This is a genomic window from Inquilinus ginsengisoli (genome assembly GCF_050434925.1).
Taxonomy (GTDB): Bacteria; Pseudomonadota; Alphaproteobacteria; order DSM-16000; family Inquilinaceae; genus Inquilinus; species Inquilinus ginsengisoli_B.
In genome coordinates, this window is the sequence record NZ_JBNDJK010000001.1 from 4,327,541 (window position 1) to 4,342,940 (window position 15,400).

At 70.3% G+C, this 15,400-nt stretch carries 17 protein-coding genes; 9 read left to right on the forward strand and 8 right to left on the reverse strand.

Annotated features, from left to right (window positions below; all coding sequences use genetic code 11):
• Positions 1-9: 9 nt before the first annotated feature.
• Positions 10-474 carry a DUF192 domain-containing protein gene (locus QFZ27_RS20625; protein WP_429228289.1) on the forward strand — a complete coding sequence of 155 codons (465 nt, stop codon included), beginning with the start codon at positions 10-12 and terminating at the stop codon, positions 472-474.
• 2 nt (positions 475-476) lie between these two features.
• Here the strand turns inward: QFZ27_RS20625 and QFZ27_RS20630 are convergent, their stop codons facing one another.
• Positions 477-797 carry a hypothetical protein gene (locus QFZ27_RS20630; RefSeq protein ID WP_429228290.1) on the reverse strand — a complete coding sequence of 107 codons (321 nt, stop codon included), beginning with the start codon at positions 795-797 and terminating at the stop codon, positions 477-479.
• Between the two features lie 157 nt (positions 798-954).
• On the opposite strand from QFZ27_RS20630, the gene QFZ27_RS20635 reads away from it, so the two are divergent.
• The 4 genes from QFZ27_RS20635 to QFZ27_RS20650 all read left to right on the forward strand — a co-directional run bounded on the left by QFZ27_RS20635 (position 955) and on the right by QFZ27_RS20650 (position 6,881).
• Positions 955-2,211, forward strand: coding sequence for an efflux RND transporter periplasmic adaptor subunit (locus QFZ27_RS20635; protein WP_429228291.1), 1,257 nt, complete (start codon positions 955-957; stop codon positions 2,209-2,211).
• The gene (locus QFZ27_RS20640; protein WP_429228292.1) at positions 2,211-4,226 is read left to right on the forward strand and encodes a MacB family efflux pump subunit; all 2,016 of its coding nucleotides are present in this window, start codon (positions 2,211-2,213) and stop codon (positions 4,224-4,226) included. Before QFZ27_RS20635 ends, QFZ27_RS20640 begins: the two co-directional genes overlap by 1 nt.
• 2 nt (positions 4,227-4,228) lie before the next feature.
• Entirely contained in the window at positions 4,229-5,656 is a 1,428-nt protein-coding gene (locus QFZ27_RS20645; protein WP_429228293.1) for an efflux transporter outer membrane subunit, read from the forward strand.
• 106 nt (positions 5,657-5,762) lie between these two features.
• Positions 5,763-6,881 (forward strand): helix-turn-helix transcriptional regulator, encoded by a 1,119-nt coding sequence (locus QFZ27_RS20650; protein ID WP_429228294.1) that lies wholly within the window; start codon positions 5,763-5,765, stop codon positions 6,879-6,881.
• 8 nt (positions 6,882-6,889) lie between these two features.
• Here the strand turns inward: QFZ27_RS20650 and QFZ27_RS20655 are convergent, their stop codons facing one another.
• The 3 genes from QFZ27_RS20655 to QFZ27_RS20665 all read right to left on the reverse strand — a co-directional run bounded on the left by QFZ27_RS20655 (position 6,890) and on the right by QFZ27_RS20665 (position 9,865).
• The gene (locus QFZ27_RS20655) at positions 6,890-7,564 is read right to left on the reverse strand and encodes an O-methyltransferase (RefSeq protein ID WP_429228295.1); all 675 of its coding nucleotides are present in this window, start codon (positions 7,562-7,564) and stop codon (positions 6,890-6,892) included.
• On the reverse strand, positions 7,561-9,024 hold the full coding sequence (gene hydA, locus QFZ27_RS20660; RefSeq protein ID WP_429228296.1) for a dihydropyrimidinase: 1,464 nt from the start codon (positions 9,022-9,024) through the stop codon (positions 7,561-7,563). Before hydA ends, QFZ27_RS20655 begins: the two co-directional genes overlap by 4 nt.
• A 235-nt stretch (positions 9,025-9,259) precedes the next feature.
• Positions 9,260-9,865, reverse strand: coding sequence for a LexA family transcriptional regulator (locus tag QFZ27_RS20665; RefSeq protein WP_429228298.1), 606 nt, complete (start codon positions 9,863-9,865; stop codon positions 9,260-9,262).
• An 82-nt stretch (positions 9,866-9,947) separates the two neighbouring features.
• On the opposite strand from QFZ27_RS20665, the gene QFZ27_RS20670 reads away from it, so the two are divergent.
• From QFZ27_RS20670 to QFZ27_RS20680, 3 genes are read left to right on the forward strand one after another with little or no spacing between them, the layout of a single operon-like run.
• Positions 9,948-10,214: a hypothetical protein gene (locus QFZ27_RS20670; protein ID WP_429228299.1), complete on the forward strand. Its 267-nt coding sequence runs from the start codon at positions 9,948-9,950 to the stop codon at positions 10,212-10,214.
• Positions 10,211-10,429 carry a hypothetical protein gene (locus tag QFZ27_RS20675; RefSeq protein ID WP_429228300.1) on the forward strand — a complete coding sequence of 73 codons (219 nt, stop codon included), beginning with the start codon at positions 10,211-10,213 and terminating at the stop codon, positions 10,427-10,429. Before QFZ27_RS20670 ends, QFZ27_RS20675 begins: the two co-directional genes overlap by 4 nt.
• The gene (locus QFZ27_RS20680; protein WP_429228302.1) at positions 10,426-10,629 is read left to right on the forward strand and encodes a hypothetical protein; all 204 of its coding nucleotides are present in this window, start codon (positions 10,426-10,428) and stop codon (positions 10,627-10,629) included. Before QFZ27_RS20675 ends, QFZ27_RS20680 begins: the two co-directional genes overlap by 4 nt.
• A 29-nt stretch (positions 10,630-10,658) precedes the next feature.
• Here QFZ27_RS20680 and QFZ27_RS20685 read toward each other — a convergent pair whose 3' ends face one another.
• The 3 genes from QFZ27_RS20685 to QFZ27_RS20695 all read right to left on the reverse strand — a co-directional run bounded on the left by QFZ27_RS20685 (position 10,659) and on the right by QFZ27_RS20695 (position 13,746).
• Positions 10,659-11,132: a VOC family protein gene (locus QFZ27_RS20685; protein WP_429228303.1), complete on the reverse strand. Its 474-nt coding sequence runs from the start codon at positions 11,130-11,132 to the stop codon at positions 10,659-10,661.
• A gap of 96 nt (positions 11,133-11,228) precedes the next feature.
• Positions 11,229-11,978, reverse strand: coding sequence for an HAD family hydrolase (locus QFZ27_RS20690; RefSeq protein WP_429228304.1), 750 nt, complete (start codon positions 11,976-11,978; stop codon positions 11,229-11,231).
• 91 nt (positions 11,979-12,069) lie between these two features.
• On the reverse strand, positions 12,070-13,746 hold the full coding sequence (locus QFZ27_RS20695; RefSeq protein ID WP_429228305.1) for a DEAD/DEAH box helicase: 1,677 nt from the start codon (positions 13,744-13,746) through the stop codon (positions 12,070-12,072).
• A 280-nt stretch (positions 13,747-14,026) separates the two neighbouring features.
• Here QFZ27_RS20695 and QFZ27_RS20700 point away from each other — a divergent pair, with 280 nt between their 5' ends.
• Positions 14,027-14,371 carry a hypothetical protein gene (locus QFZ27_RS20700; protein WP_429228306.1) on the forward strand — a complete coding sequence of 115 codons (345 nt, stop codon included), beginning with the start codon at positions 14,027-14,029 and terminating at the stop codon, positions 14,369-14,371.
• A gap of 247 nt (positions 14,372-14,618) precedes the next feature.
• Here the strand turns inward: QFZ27_RS20700 and QFZ27_RS20705 are convergent, their stop codons facing one another.
• Complete coding sequence (locus QFZ27_RS20705; protein ID WP_429228307.1) at positions 14,619-15,350, reverse strand: GntR family transcriptional regulator; 732 nt, start codon at positions 15,348-15,350, stop codon at positions 14,619-14,621.
• Positions 15,351-15,400: the final 50 nt, after the last annotated feature.

Genomic DNA, 15,400 nt, shown 5'->3' on the forward strand with positions numbered 1-15,400 from the left:
GGACGACCGATGAAGACGCTCCTTGCCGCTTTCGCGCTCCTGCTCTTCGCCGTCGGCCCTGCGCGGGCGCAGGAGGCGCCGTTCAAGACCAGCGAGCTCACTATCGAGACCGCGGCCGGCAAGAGCTTCCACTTCGCGGTCGAGCTGGCGCTGACGCCGGAGCAGCAGCAGCGCGGCCTGATGTTCCGCGAGAAGATGGCGCCCGACGCGGGCATGCTGTTCGTATTCGACGAGTCCGGGCCGCGGGCCTTCTGGATGAAGAACACGCTGATCCCGCTGGACATGATCTTCATCCGCACCGACGGCACGATCGCCAACATCCTCGAGAAGGTGCCGCCGCAGACCCTGGACCCCCGCGCCTCGGACGGGCCGGCCAAGGCGGTGCTGGAGCTGAGCGGCGGCATCGCCCGCTTCCTCGACATCAAGCCGGGCGACCGGGTGGTCCACCCGCTGATCGCCGCGACCAAGGGCTGAGGTCAGCGCGGCTTGGTGGTCTCGTCGCCCAGGCCAGGCGGAGGCGGGCCGGGCAGGGGCGGGGCCCAGCCGCGGCCGGCGGCGATCATGCAGGACTGTCCGTCCGGCCCGGTGTAGATCAGCGTCCAACTCCGCCCCTTCGGCGCCGTGAACAGCTCGACCCGGCCGCCGCTGTTGGCGGTGCCGACGCCCGCCGGCGTCTCCTGGAAGCTGCGTGCCAGATAGTCCACCACCACGTCATGCGGGCCGCAGGAGGCCGGCGCCGCCAAGGCCGGGGTGGCCTGGAGAATGCTGAAAAATGCGATCGCGGCCGCACGGGCCATGCCTGCCTCGAAGCCGTGTCGGAGTCTCTGCGGCCGGGAGGCCAGGAAACCGGTATAATCGGAGAGCCTCGGCCAGACCAGCCATACGACAGCCGGCCCCGCGCCGGAAATCGCCAGCCGGACCGTGAAGGGGCAACACACTTGCGGGCCGAGGGGAATGCCGGACACCAGGACTGAGATCGAGCCGAGGCTGCGGGAGGCGCCGCCGCCGCCCTTGCCGGCACCGGGCCGGACGGCGCGCAAGGCACCCCGCCGGCGTCGCCTCCTGCTGCTGGGCCTGCTGATCCTCGCCTTGCTGGCCGCCGGGGGCGCCTGGTATCGCTGGGGCCGGGCGGCGGCGCCCGACCAGCTCTGGCTCACCGCCACGGCCGAGCGCGGCGATATCGAGGATGCGATCACGGCGCTGGGGACGCTGCAGCCGGTCAGCTATGTCGATGTCGGCACCCAGGTCTCCGGCCAGCTGAAGACCCTGCATGTCGCGATCGGCGACCGGGTGAAGGCCGGCGACCTGCTGGCCGAGATCGACCCGACCGTCTACCAGACGCGGGTCGAGGCCGACCGGGCGCAGATCGCCAACCTCGCGGCCCAGCGGGCCGAGAAGGAGGCGCAGCTGCTGCTGGCCCGGCAGCAGGCCGAGCGGCAGCGCAACCTGAAGGCGTCGCGCGCCACCAGCGACGACGCGCTGCAGGTGGCCGAGGCGGCCTATGCCGCGGCCCAGGCCCAGCTCGACGCGATCGACGCCCAGACCCGGCAGATCCAGTCGACGCTGCGGGGCGACGAGGCCAATCTCGGCTACACCAAGATCTATGCGCCGATCGACGGCACGGTGGTGTCGCAGTCGGCGCGCCGGGGCCAGACCCTGAACGCCAACCAGTCGGCGCCGATCATCGTCCAGGTCGCCGACCTTGCGACCATGACCGTCGAGGCCCAGGTGTCGGAGGCCGATGTCAGCCGGCTGCGGCTCGGCATGACCGCCTATTTCGCCACCCTCGGCATGCCCGACAAGCGCTGGTACGGGGCGCTGCGGCAGGTCCAGCCGACGCCGGAGGTGGTCAACAACGTCGTGCTCTACAACGCGCTGTTCGACGTGCCGAACCAGGACGGCGCGCTGATGACGCAGATGACGGCGCAGGTGTTCTTCGTCTCGGCTGCCGCCCAGGACACGCTGCTGGTGCCGGTCACCGCCCTCTCGGGCCTGTCGCCCGGCACCTCCTCGGCCGCGCCGGGGCGGGCCACGGTGCGCGTGCTGAAGCCGAGCGGGTCGATCGAGACCCGGACGGTGGCGGTCGGCGTCACCAACCGGGCGCAGGCGGAGATCCTGAGCGGGCTGGAGCCGGGCGAGCAGGTGATCACCGGCTCGCGCCGTCCGAACGCGGAACCGGCGCCTAGCCAGACCCGGCGTCCGAGGATCTGATGGACATCCGCGAGCCCCGGCCGGCGGCAGCCGGTGATCAGACGCCGGCGGCGTCCGGCCGTACCGAGACCGGGCCGCTGGTGTCGCTGCGCGACGTCACCAAGACCTATGTCAACGGCGACCTGGCGGTGGAGGTGCTGCACGGCATCTCGCTGGACATCCATCCCGGCGAGTTCGTGGCGATCATGGGCGCCTCGGGCTCCGGCAAGTCGACCCTGATGAACATCCTCGGCTGCCTCGACCGGCCGACCACCGGCACCTACCGGGTCGACGGCACCGATGTGGCGACGCTGGACCGCGACGCCCTGGCGCATCTGCGGCGCGAGACCTTCGGCTTCATCTTCCAGAGCTACAACCTGATCCAGTCCGCCACCGCGGCCGAGAATGTCGAGGTGCCGGCGATCTATGCCGGCATCGCCGCCGCCGAGCGGCGCGAGCGGGCGGAGCAGCTGCTGGGCTCGCTCGGCCTCGCCGACCGCACCGGCCACCGGCCGAACCAGCTGTCGGGCGGCCAGCAGCAGCGCGTGTCGATCGCCCGCGCCCTGATGAATGGCGGCCGGGTGATCCTGGCCGACGAGCCGACCGGCGCGCTCGACAGCCGCAGCGGCGCCGAGGTGATGGCGCTGCTCAAGCGGTTGAGCGAGGCCGGCCGCACCGTGATCCTGATCACCCATGACCGGGCGGTGGCGGAGCATGCGCACCGGCTGATCGAGATCCGCGACGGGCACATCGTCGGCGACAGCGGTGCGCGCGGGCCGGCAGCGGCAGCGGCAGCGGCCGCGGCAGAGGGAATCCATGCGGGGGACGCCGGCGCGCTGGGCGTCGCCGACATGGCGGAGGCGGTGAGGATGGCGCTGCGGGCCCTGCGTGCCAACCTGTTCCGCACCATCCTGACCCTGCTCGGCATCGTCATCGGCGTCGGCGCGGTGATCGCCATGCTGGCGATCGGCGACGGGGCCAAGCAGTCGGTGGTCGACCGGATCTCGGCCATGGGCACCGACCTGCTGCTGATCCGGCCGGCACAGAGCAACAACCGCACCGCCGACGGCGTGATCGCGACGCTGGTGCCGGAGGATGCCGAGGCGCTGGCGGAGGTGCCGAACGTCGCCGCCGCGGTGCCGGAGCTGACCGGCGCCGTCACCCTGCGCACCGGCAACACCGACTACTCGACTCAGGCCGACGCGACGACGCCGGACTTCACCAAGGCGCGGAACTGGGCGGTCGAGCGCGGCAGCTTCATCTCGGCCGGAGATCACGCCAGCTACGCCCCGGTAATCGTGCTGGGCCAGACCACGGCGCGGATCCTGTTCCCGGAAGGCGTCGACCCGCTGGGCCGCTATGTCCTGGTCAACAACATCCCGTTCCAGGTGATCGGGTTGATGGAGGCGAAGGGCGCCACGACGTGGGGCACCGACCAGGACGACATCGCCTTCATGCCGCTGTCGACCGGCAGCCTGCGAGTGTTCGGCAAGCGCTTCGTCCGCTCGATCACGGTGCAGGTCGAGGATACCGCGCTGATCGACCAGACCCAGGCCGACGTGCAGGCACTGCTCGAGGCCCGACACCGCCGCCAGGACGTGCAGATCCGCAACATGTCATCGCTGATCGAGACCGTGTCGGCGACGCAGAACACGCTGACCATCCTGCTCGGCTCGGTCGCCGCCATCTCGCTGCTGGTCGGCGGCATCGGGGTGATGAACATCATGCTGGTCAGCGTCACCGAACGGACGCGTGAGATCGGGGTGCGGATGGCGACCGGCGCCCGGATGCGCGATATCCTGCAGCAATTCATCACCGAATCCGTGGTGGTCTCGGCGATCGGCGGCGCCATCGGCGTGGTCGGCGGTCTCGGGGTGGCCGCGGCGCTGCAGGCCTTCGGCACGCCGATCGTGTTCTCGCCCGGGCCGGTGCTGCTGGCCTTCGGCTGCGCCTTCCTCACCGGCCTGATCTTCGGCTATATGCCGGCGCGCAAGGCCGCCACCCTCGACCCCGTCGTCGCCCTGTCCGCCGAGTGACCATGCCGATCCGCTTCCATCGCCCCCTCGCGGCGGTCCTGACCGTCGCCCTGCTGGCCGGCTGCGCCGGGCCGGAGGACGACAGGCCCGCCCTCGACATCCCCGGCGGCTGGAAGGCGGAGGGGCCGGCCGGCACCACCTGGCCGGAGACGGGCTGGTGGCGCAGCTTCGGCTCGTCCCAACTCGACGGCCTGATCCGCACCGCCCAGCAGAACAACCAGGACATCGGCGCGGCCGTGGCCCGGGTGCTGCAGGCCGACGCCCAGGCGCGGATCGCCGGCGCGCCGCTGCTGCCCAGCATCGGCGCCACCGGCGATGGCTCGCATTCGGTCTCGCCGGAGCGCGCCAGCAGCTTCGGCCTCGGTTCCAGCCGCACGGTCAGCGACCAGTTCTCGGCCGAGCTCTCGGCGAGCTACGAGATCGACCTCTGGGGCAAGAACCGGGCGGCGCTGCAATCGGCGCAGGCTTCGGCGCTGGCCAGCCGCTACGACCGCGACACCGTCGCCCTGACCGTCACCTCCAGCACCGCCACCACCTATATCCAAGTACTGGAATTCCAGGACCGGCTGGCGATCGCGCGCGACAACCTGGCCAACGCCCAGCAGGTGCTGAACGTGGTGCTGGCGCAGGAGAGTGCGGGCGCGGCCTCGGCCCTCGACGTGGCGCAGCAGCGCACGGTGGTGGCGCAGCAGAAGGCCGCGATCCCGCCGCTGGAGCAGCAGCGCCAGCAGACCGAGACCACCCTGGCCCTGTTGCTGGGCGAGCCGCCGGCGCGGCTGTCGGTCGAGCGCCAGTCGCTCGACGACCTGAAGATCCCGGTGGTGGCCGCCGGCCTGCCGTCCTCGCTGCTGGACCGCCGGCCGGACATCCAGAACGCCGATGCCCAGCTGCTGGCCGCCCGGTTCAACGCGAAGGAGGCGAAGACGCAGCTGTTCCCGTCGATCCAGCTGACCGGCTCGGGCGGGGTCCAGAGCGCGGCGCTCGGCACCCTGTTCAATTCCGCCAACACGCTCTACAGCCTCGCCGCCTCGCTGACCCAGCCAATCTTCGAGGGCGGCGCCCTGCGCGGCCAGGTCCAGCTGACCGAGGCCCAGTACCGGGAGCTGGGGCAGACTTACGTCAAGACCGTGCTGGCCGCCTTCGGCGATGTCGAGAACGCGCTCATCGCCACGCAGCAGACCGGGCTGGCCTATCGGGCGCAGCAGGAGGTGGTGGCCCAGGCGCGCGAGGCGTTCCGCCTGTCCGACGCGCAGTACCGGGCCGGGGCCGTGGACCTGCTGACCGTGCTGAACGCGCAGCAGAGCTACTTCTCCGCCCGCGACCAGCTGGTGCAGGCCAAGTCGAACCGGCTGCAGGCCGCGGTCGCGCTCTACAAGGCGCTCGGCGGCGGCTGGACCGTGAGGTCGGTGAAGGCTGGCGCGGGCAGCTGAGAGAGAATTTCGGCTCGCCCGAAGAGGGCTGCAGTGCCGCCCGGAATCCGCCATCTTGCCGGCTGACGCTCTTCTGCATTGCGGCATCCAGGCAGGGGGAGCCGGGTTGGCTGAGTTGGACCGTGCGGCGGCCCTGATCGACCGCATCTATGCGGCGCTGGTCGGCGAGATCGGCTGGGATGTGTTCCTGCAGGAAGTCGCGACCTGCCTGCCGAACGGCAAGGCGACGCTGTTCTTCCACGATCTCGACAGCGGCAGCGGTGCGTTCTCGGTGAACACCGGCTTCCCGGCCGACGCCGTGGCCGCCTATGGCAGCCATTTCAGCCGGGTGAACCCGTGGATGCGGGCGGCGTCGCAGCGCCTGGTCGGGCTGGCGGTCCGGGCGGAGCAGATGCTGCCGCGCCATGACCTGCTGCGCACCGAATTCTACGCCGACTATCTGCAGCCGCACGGCCTGGGCACCGCCGTCGGCGTCACGGTGTACCAGGAGGAGCGCTGCAACTTCATGCTGAGCGTGCTGGGGGCGGAGGCGGACGACGCCACCATCGACGCCGCCCGCGCGCTGCTCGGCCAATTGGCGCCGCATCTGCGCCGGGTCTTCGCCTATTACCGCCGCTCGCCCCAGGCCGGCGCCACCCTGCAGGACGGCCTCTCGGTGCTCGACCTGCTCGGCATCGGCATGATCCTGGTCGCGCCGGACCGGCGGGTCCGCCACAGCAACCAGGCGGCGGAGGCCCTGATCGCCGCCGGCGGCGCGATCGACCAGGACGGGGAGGGGCGCCTTCGCTTCGCCTCGCCGGAGGTTACCGCCGCGCTTGACCGCGCTTTGGGAACGATCCGCCTGGGCCTGTCGCGCGGCCTGCTCGACACCCAGCTGCTGCGGCCCGACGCCGGCCGCGCGCCGCTGCGGGTCCGCTTCGTGCAGCTCGACCAATCCTCGGCCCAGGTGTTCTTCGCCGGCGCCGCGGCGATGGTGCTGATCGAGGACCCGGCGATCTCCTCCGCCGCCGCGCGGATCGAGAGCGCCCGCGCCGCCTACGGCCTGACCGCAGCCGAGCTGCGCGTGGCGCGGCGCCTGATCGAGGGCCTGACCCCGGCGGAGATCGCCGCGGTCGACGGCGTCTCGCCGCTGACCGTGCGCAGCCAGCTGAAGAGCATCTTCGCCAAGACCGACACCCGCCGCCAGTCCGAGGTGGTGCGGAAGCTGTCAGCGGGGGTGCTATAGGGGAGGGATCAGCCCTCTCCCGCGCCCCGCTTGCGCGCCAGGGCCACGCCGTCGCCGATCGGGATCAGGGAGAAATCGACCCGCTTGTCGTCGCGCAGCATCGCGTTGACTCGACGGATCGCCTCGGTGCCCGCCGACCGGTCGGACGGATCGGCCACCCGGCCGCTCCACAGCGCGTTGTCGACCAGCAGCAGCCCGCCCGGGCGCAGCAGGCCGATCGCCGCTTCGGCATAGGCCGGGTAGTTGTCCTTGTCGGCGTCGACGAAGACCATGTCAACGGTCCCCGCCCAATCCGCGCGCGTCAGCTCCTCGAGCGTGTCGAGGGCCGGCTGCAGGCGGAGCTCGATGCGGTCGGCGACGCCGGCCTCCTGCCAGTGCCGCCGGGCGACCGAGGTCCATTCGGCGCTGACGTCGCAGCAGAGGAGGCGGGCTTCCGGCGGCAGTGCCAGCATCACCGCCAGCGCGCTGTAGCCGGTGAATGTGCCGATCTCGACCAGCCGGCGGGCGCCGATCAGCCGGGCCAGCAGGGCCATGAACTGGCCCTGCTCCGGCGTGATCTGCATCCCGGCCTGCCCGGCCGCGACCCGGCGCGTCTCCTGCCGCAGCCGGGCCAGGATCTCCGGCTCGCGCAGCGAGGCGTCGAGCAGGTACGTCTGCAGCGCGTCGTTCAGGCCGATGCTCATGGCGTCACATGCACGCTGGGGTTGCGCTGCACCGGCACCGGCCGGCGCAGCTCGTTGCGGATCTTCATCGCCTCGAACACCGGGGCGGTGCCGGGGCGCGGCACGAAGCGGCCTTCGCCGCGCTGGACCTTCAGCTCATTGTTCTCCCACACCACCTTGCCCTGGCTCAGGGTGATGACCGGCAGGCCGCGCACCGCCATGCCCTCGAACACATTGACCTCGATGTTCGAATGCTGGGTGGCGGCGCTGATGGTCTTGGTCGCCGCCGGGTCCCAGACCACCAGGTCGGCGTCGGCGCCCGGCGCGATCACGCCCTTCTGCGGGTAGAGATTGAAGATCTTCGCGGCGTTGGCCGAGGTGGCGGCGACGAACTCGCTCGGGGTCAGCCGGCCGGTGTTGACGCCATGGGTCCACAGCACCGCCATGCGGTCCTCGATGCCGCCGGTGCCGTTCGGGATCAGGGTGAAGTCGTCGATCCCCATCCGCTTCTGCTCGGTCCGGAAGGCGCAATGGTCGGTGGCGACGACCTGCAGGCTGCCGGCAGTCAGCCCGTCCCACAGCGATTTCTGGTGATCCTTGGAGCGGAAGGGCGGGCTCATCACCCGCGCGGCGGCGTAGGCCCAGTCCTTGTTGCGGTACTCGCTCTCGTCCAGCGTCAGGTGCTGGATCAGCGGCTCGCCATAGACCCGCTGACCATTGGCCCGGGCGCGGGCGATCGCCTCATGCGCCTCGCGGCAGGAGGTGTGGACGATGTAGAGCGGCACGCCGGCAGCGCCGGCGATCATGATGGCGCGGTTGGCGGCCTCGCCCTCGACCTCGGGCGGGCGCGACAGGGCATGGCCCTCCGGCCCGGTGATGCCGGCCTCGAGCAGCGCCTTCTGCAGCAGCCAGACGATGTCGCCGTTCTCGGCATGCACCATCGGCAGGGCGCCGATCTCGCGGCAGCGGGTGAAGCTGTGCATCAGCACGTCGTCATCGACCATCAGGGCGTTCTTGTACGCCATGAAGTGCTTGAAGCTGTTGACGCCGTGCTCGGCCACCAGCGTGCCCATCTCCTCCCGCACCTGGTCGGACCACCAGGTGATGGCGACGTGCAGAGACCAGTCGGACACGGCCTTCTCGCCCCATTCGCGCCACTGGCGATAGCCGTCCAGCAGGCTCTGCTGCGGGCCGGGGATGCAGAAGTCTATGATCATGGTGGTGCCGCCGGACAGCGCCGCGGCGGTGCCGGTGTAGTAGTCGTCGGCCGCCACCGTGCCCATGAACGGGAACTGCATATGGGTGTGCGGGTCGATGCCGCCCGGCAGCAGGTAGCTGCCCGAAGCGTCGATCACCCGGGCGCCGGTCGGGGCGGCGAGGTCGGGGCCGACGGCGACGATCCTGCCGTCGTCGCAGATCACGTCGGCGCGGAAGCTGCGGTCGGCGTTCACCACCGTGCCGCCCTTGAGTGCGATCGTCATGGCCGGCGCTCTCCTCTTGTCGCGTGCCTTGTTCCCTGTCGACGGGGAGAGTGGGACGGATCGCGAGGCGAGGCAAGATCGATCCTGACCGTTTGGTCAGGCTGGCTGCCGATACAAAAAAGGCCGGGACCCGAAGGTCCCGGCGAGGTCAGGGAGGAAAGCGGCTCATGTGGAGCCGATGGATACGTTATGTATCTCCGCCTAAGATGTCAACACGAATCGTATCGCCATCGGATCAGTCGCGCATCACCCATTTGACCGGCACCGCCCATTCGATCGCGACGTCGGAGATCAAGGGCGCGTTGTAGCTGAACAGGGTGAAGAAGCCGGGGCCGCTGCCGCGCATCAGAATCTTGACGAAGGTCCGGCCGTCGGCCAGGCGGATCACGCATTCCCGGCCGATCAACTGGTCCGGATCGGCCCGGACGTTGCGGTAGTAGATGACGTCGCGGTCGCGGAAGGCGGGGGCCATCGAATCGCCGCGGACGATGACGGCAACGGTGTGCTCATCGGCCGCCGGCGGAGCGTCGGCCTCGTCGATCCGCTCGGTCGACTGGTCGCCCTCGAACATATGGATCTCGGCCCCGGCGCCGACATGGCCGACCACCGGCACCATCGGCCGCAGGCCCGCCGGCGCGCCTTCGCCGGTGAGCAGCCAGGCCTCGGAGACGCCGAAGGCGGCGGCATAGCGGCCGGCGGCGTCACGGCGCAGGCCGCGCAGCCCGGATTCATGGGCACGGTAGGTGATCGGGCTCCAGCCGAAGGCGCGGGCGGCGTCCGCAGCGGTCTCGTGACCGGCCTTGGTCCGTGCCAGGACGAGGCGTTGATGCGGTTCCAGCATGCCGGGGATTTAGCACGTTTTGTAACCTAAAGACAATTCATTTCGTATTGCGTTAACTGGATACGAAACGTATCGTCATGACATGGAAAACACGATCACGAGCTTCGATGACCTGTTCACTCGCTGGCCGAGGCAGGGTCATCTCTCCACCGATCTCGGCGTCACGCCGCAGCATCTGCGGATGATGCGGGTCCGCGGGTCGGTCCCGGTGCGCTTCTGGCCCCGCTTCGTCGCCGCCGCCTCCCGGCGCGGCATCGCCGGCGTCGACTACGACCTGCTGGTCCGGCTGCACATCCCGGAGGGGGCAGCCGTGACCCCGCCATCACCCTGTCATGGAGACCACATATGAGCACCCTGCCGACCCTCGACCAGATCGAGGGCATGCCGGTCGCCGCCGTCGCGGCGCTGCCGGCCGAAGCGCTGGCCCAACTGGTCGACGACCTGGTCGTCCTGGTCGAGCACAGCCGCAGGCTGCAGGCGGTGATCGCCGGCGCGCTGGCCCTGCGCAGCGGCCGGCCGGCCGTGCGGGTCATCGGCCGCGAGGTCGAGGGGTGGCTGCGATGAGCGAGCCGCGCAGCAGCCTGCCGCGCCACCAGCGGCGTTCGCCGGCGCAGATGGAACAACTGCGTCGCATGCGAGCCGCGGCCTGGCACGCTCAGGGTGTCGTCGTGATCCGGCCCGAGGAGGTCGAAGACGACTGGATCCGCCAGGCGATCGTGAACGAGGCGGACCGCCTTTACGGCAAGAGAAAAGAGGAGGTTTGAGGGCCGTGCCCCGCCGGACGGATCAGGAGCTAGGCCTTGCCGACGAACAGCGCCTCGGCCCGCCGCCTCATCTCGTCCGGCGGCACGTCCTCGATATGGGTGGAGATGCTCCAGACATGGCCGAAGGGGTCGACCACCGTGCCCAGCCGGTCGCCGTAGAACTGGTCGGCGACCGGTCGCGACAGGGTGGCGCCGGCGGCCAGGGCCCGCTCCACCACCGCGTCGACATCCTCGACATAGAGATGCAGCGAGACCGGCGTGCCGCCGATCGCGGTCGGGCTGGACCAGCCCGTCTCCGGCATCTCGTCGGCCAGCATGACCAGGCTGCCGCCGATCGTCAGCTCGGCATGGCCGATGGTGCCGCCGGGTGCATCCATGCGCAGCCGCTCGGCGGCGCCGAAGGCGGTGCGGTAGAAGTCGATCGCCGCGGCGGCACCGCGGACGATCAGATAGGGGGTGACGGTCGGGTAGCCGTCCGGAATCGGCTTCACCTGCGCGGCCATGGCCTCCTCCCTGAGATGGATCGCGGCGCGTTCGGTCGCGCCCTGCAATCGATCATACAGAATGCGCGCCGGGACGGGCAGGGCGGGCGGGCGCGATCAGGCGGCCGTTCTGTCGGGTGATTCCGCCAGCAGCTCCGCCACCGCCCGGATGATGCGGTCCGGCCGGATCGTCGAGCCCGACGGTACCCCGTCACCGGTTCCGTCGACCCAGATCGCGTGGATGCCCAGGCGCTGCGGCGCCGCCACCTCCCATTCGAGGTTGTCGCCGACCATCCAGGTCTCGCTAGGATTGACCCCCAGCACCTGCAGCGCATGGCGATAGGCGCGCTCCTCCGGCTTGCCGAAGCCATGCTCGCCCTCGATCTGGATGTGATCGAACCGATGCGCCAGGTCGAAGCGCGCGATCTTGGCGCGCTGGGCCTCGGCCGCGCCGTTGGTGACCAGGGCCAGGCGGATGCCGAGCGCCCGGAAGCCGTCGACCACGGCATGGGCGTCAGGAAACAGGTGCATCTGCTCGTCGCGATAGGCGGTGAAGCGGTCGGCGAGACGGTGGAGGGCGGTGGCTGCGGGGATTGGGCGGCCGCCGGCGGCGAGGGTGTCGAAGGCGCCGGCCACGATCACGCGCCGGGCCTCGCCGATCCGCTGGCGCCAGATCCGGTGGCGCTCCGCGTCTGCCCAGAAGTCGCGGGCGAAGGCGCCGACAGCGGCGGCGATCTCAGCGGCGGACCATGGGGCCAGGGCTTCGGAGAACTCGGCGGCGACGGCGAGCCAAGCGGCGTCCGGCCGGCCATAGGCGGAGATCAGCGTTTCGTCGAGATCGAACAGGATCGCGCGGGGAAGCTGCATTCTGGGCGGCCGGTCTCCGGATCGAGCCTGCATTTGCGCCGGGCACGGCTTCCCACGCAAGCGTGCTGTGGCGAACAGTCGGCCCGGCCGGTCAGGGCCGCGGCGGCTTCGCCCGCGGCGCCGGGTGCTTCGAGGCCGGGCGGTGGGGACGATCCTCCTCGATCCGGATGTGCCGGTCCTGCGAGTCCGGCCGACGGATCGAGGATGCGAAGCGGCCGGCGGCATGGCGGGCGATCTCGACCCGGCTCTGCCGCTCGGCAATCTCGATCCGGCCGATCTCGGCCTTGGTGACATGGCCGCGACGGCACAGGAAGGGCAGCAGCCAGCGCGGGTCGGCATTGTTGGCGCGGCCGACATTCATCCGGAACCAGACCGCTTCACCGTCACCCTCGCGGGCCGGGCCGCCCTCCCGGGCAGGACGGGGCGGGCGCCGATCGGCCGAGGCGGTCCGCTCCGGCGGCGGCGACGACAATTCCTCGGGCGCGGGCAGGAGGCTTCGGTGCAGGCGGACCAGGGCGAGGGCGAGATCCTCCGCGCTGCGCTCGGCCAACAGGGCGCGAGCGCCCGCCAGATCCTCTTCCGTCGCCGGCTCTGCCAGGATGGTTTCCTGGGCCAGCCGCGCCTGGTCACGGCTGCGGATCTCCTCCGCTGCCGGCGGCGGCGACCAGACCGCCTCGATCCGGGCGGCGCCGAGCAGCCTTTCGGCCTGGTGGCGGCGGTTGTACGGCACCAGCACGACGCTGACGCCCTTGCGCCCGGCCCGGCCGGTGCGGCCGCTGCGATGCTGCAGGACCTGCGCGTCATGCGGCAGCTCGGCATGGATGACCAGGCCGAGATCCGGCAGGTCGAGCCCGCGGGCCGCGACATCGGTGGCGACGCAGACCCGGGCCCGGCCATCGCGCAGCGCCTGCAGCGCCCGGTTGCGTTCGACCTGGCTCAGCTCGCCCGAGAGCGCCGCCACGGCGAAGCCGCGCTCCAGCAGATTGCCCTGCAGGCGGCGGACCGCTTCACGGGTCGAGCAGAACACGATGGCGCCGCGTGCCTCGAAGAAGCGCAGGATGTTGACCACCGCGCGCTCGACCTCGTGCGGCGCGACCTGCATCGCCCGGTACTCGATGTCGCGGTGCGGCTCGTCGCGCGACGACATGGCGATGCGCTGGGCGTCATGCTGGAAGCGACGGGCGAGAGCGATGATCTCCTTCGGCAGCGTGGCCGAGAACAGCAGGGTCCGGCGCTCCGCCGGGGCGGCGTCGAGGATCGCCTCGAGATCCTCGCGGAAGCCGAGGTCGAGCATCTCGTCGGCCTCGTCCAGCACCACGGCGCGCAAGGCCGAGAGGTCGAGCTGGCCGCGTTCGATATGGTCGCGCAGGCGACCGGGCGTGCCGACGACGATGTGGCAGCCCGCGGCCAGCAGCCGCTGCTCGCGCCGGGCGTCCATGCCGCCGACGCAGGCGAGGACGCGGCCACCGGCCGGCTGGTACAGCCATTCCAGCTCGCGCTGCACCTGCAGCGCCAGCTCGCGGGTCGGGGCGATCACCAGGGCGATCGGCGCTCCGCCAGGCCCGAGCCGCTCGGCGTCGCCGAGCAGCGTGCCGCCGAGGGCCAGGCCATAGGCCACGGTCTTGCCCGACCCGGTCTGGGCCGAGACCAGCAGGTCGCGGTCGGCGTTCTCGGATTGCAGCACCGCGGCCTGGACCGGCGTGGGTTCGGCATAGCCGCGCTCGGACAGGGCGCGCAGCAGGCTGGCGGGGGCGGGAGAGAAAGGCATGTCGCACGAGACCCTTGTTTCGAGCCGTGGCGGACACTGCTCCTGATGGAGATCCCCGACCTTCCGGAACGTCAAAGAACGGCCGCCGCATCGCTGCGGGCCGGTCCAACGGCAAAAGATCTCTGGATCACCACGCGCATCGATACGCGAACCGGGCCCGGCGCACAAGGGCAGGGCTGCCTTCGGGGTGCGACGGTTTGGCCCGTCAACCGGCAACCGAATCCGGACGACGACCGAATCCCGGTCGGGACTCACTCGCGTCATCGGCGTCTGCCCGGTCGTGACCTACGAGTTCAGCCAGTCCCTGGCCTCGGCCGGCCGCCCCCCGCACATCAGCAGCTATGACGGCCCCGCCGCGGACGGCAAGCTGATGCGGGAGACGCTGGAGACCTGTACGGAGCGGCTGACACCGCCCTACCGCTCCCAGAACATGAAGACGGAGGCTCGCGCCTGGTTCGACGGGCGCATGCGCAGCACGGCGACCGTGCGGGATTTCGACGTCTACGGCAACGTCGTCCTGCTCAAGGAGTTCGGTCAGGCCGGCGTCCTCGGCGACGAGCGGTCGACTCCGCCGGCCCGAGCTCGACATCTGACTCCACTCCACCATGGTGTCCACCAACGCTGATAGTCGACACGAACTCCTGCCGTGGTACTGGCGGCCCCTTCCTCAGGCCATCCGTGCCTCGTGAGCCGCGGCCCCCCGCATACCCGAGTGTCAATCGGCACCGCCTCGTGTCCCCTCGATACCCGGGGAATACACGCACTCACTGTACCGGTCCGCGCCAAGGCCCGATGCAGGGCACACTTCAATGAACCATTCCGGATCTTCGCTCATGGCTTCTGCGGATCTCATACATGGAGTTCGGGTTCGCTCAATGATCCTTCTGGGATCGTCCGGGCCCATGACCACGGCGGAGTCCGCTATGGCTGGCAGCAAGCATCCGCTCGATAAGATCCTGGCCGGCGCGACGGACGTGCTCGGCTACGATCGCCGCAGTCGCATCTTCGTCCTGGGCACGGATGCTTTCGATGATCTGCCAATGTTCTCGGCAGACCTGCAGGACCCGTGAGCGGGACATCGGAAACCTGATCGCGAGCGCCTGCAACAAGTCATTGTGCCGTTTGGCGACGACGAGGGCCTCGTGATTGTAATGACCTTCGTAGCAGATCGCATGGTAGCGCTGATTGTGGTGGCGCCATTGCTCGGGCCCCTCTGTCTCGGCACCCCGATCATATTCGCGCTGCGCGGCAATCAGTTCCTCAAGCTCTTTCTCGCTCCGGTGCCGGACGAACCAGCGGATGAGATAGGGTTCCAGGACCGCTCTCACCTCATGGATGTTGCGCAAAAAGGCGTCGTCGATCTGGCGGACGCGGGCCCCGCGGTTTGGTTCAAAGGTGACGATCCCCTCGCCTTGCAATTGATGCAGCGCCTCGCGAACGGGAATGGCGCTGCTTTCATAACGCTTGGCAAGCTCGGCGATCTTGAGCCTGGATCCTGAGGCCAGACGTCCCTCGATGATGTCGGCGCGGATCAACTCGCGCAGCCGGCTGTAGTTGGGCTGCGCGGGTGCCTCGTCTCTCATTTCCGGATCCAGGATGTCCATCCCCATGGTTCATTTCTCGATCTCAACAACTTCGCCGTGCGCCTACACCG

Coding starts and splice junctions, on each gene's coding strand:
- QFZ27_RS20625 (WP_429228289.1), top strand. CDS start 10: ATGAAGACGCTCCTTGCCGCTTTCGCGCTCCTGCTCTTCGCCGTCGGC.
- QFZ27_RS20630 (WP_429228290.1), bottom strand. CDS start 797: ATGGCCCGTGCGGCCGCGATCGCATTTTTCAGCATTCTCCAGGCCACC.
- QFZ27_RS20635 (WP_429228291.1), top strand. CDS start 955: ATGCCGGACACCAGGACTGAGATCGAGCCGAGGCTGCGGGAGGCGCCG.
- QFZ27_RS20640 (WP_429228292.1), top strand. CDS start 2,211: ATGGACATCCGCGAGCCCCGGCCGGCGGCAGCCGGTGATCAGACGCCG.
- QFZ27_RS20645 (WP_429228293.1), top strand. CDS start 4,229: ATGCCGATCCGCTTCCATCGCCCCCTCGCGGCGGTCCTGACCGTCGCC.
- QFZ27_RS20655 (WP_429228295.1), bottom strand. CDS start 7,564: ATGAGCATCGGCCTGAACGACGCGCTGCAGACGTACCTGCTCGACGCC.
- hydA (WP_429228296.1), bottom strand. CDS start 9,024: ATGACGATCGCACTCAAGGGCGGCACGGTGGTGAACGCCGACCGCAGC.
- QFZ27_RS20665 (WP_429228298.1), bottom strand. CDS start 9,865: ATGCTGGAACCGCATCAACGCCTCGTCCTGGCACGGACCAAGGCCGGT.
- QFZ27_RS20670 (WP_429228299.1), top strand. CDS start 9,948: ATGGAAAACACGATCACGAGCTTCGATGACCTGTTCACTCGCTGGCCG.
- QFZ27_RS20675 (WP_429228300.1), top strand. CDS start 10,211: ATGAGCACCCTGCCGACCCTCGACCAGATCGAGGGCATGCCGGTCGCC.
- QFZ27_RS20680 (WP_429228302.1), top strand. CDS start 10,426: ATGAGCGAGCCGCGCAGCAGCCTGCCGCGCCACCAGCGGCGTTCGCCG.
- QFZ27_RS20685 (WP_429228303.1), bottom strand. CDS start 11,132: ATGGCCGCGCAGGTGAAGCCGATTCCGGACGGCTACCCGACCGTCACC.
- QFZ27_RS20690 (WP_429228304.1), bottom strand. CDS start 11,978: ATGCAGCTTCCCCGCGCGATCCTGTTCGATCTCGACGAAACGCTGATC.
- QFZ27_RS20695 (WP_429228305.1), bottom strand. CDS start 13,746: ATGCCTTTCTCTCCCGCCCCCGCCAGCCTGCTGCGCGCCCTGTCCGAG.
- QFZ27_RS20705 (WP_429228307.1), bottom strand. CDS start 15,350: ATGGACATCCTGGATCCGGAAATGAGAGACGAGGCACCCGCGCAGCCC.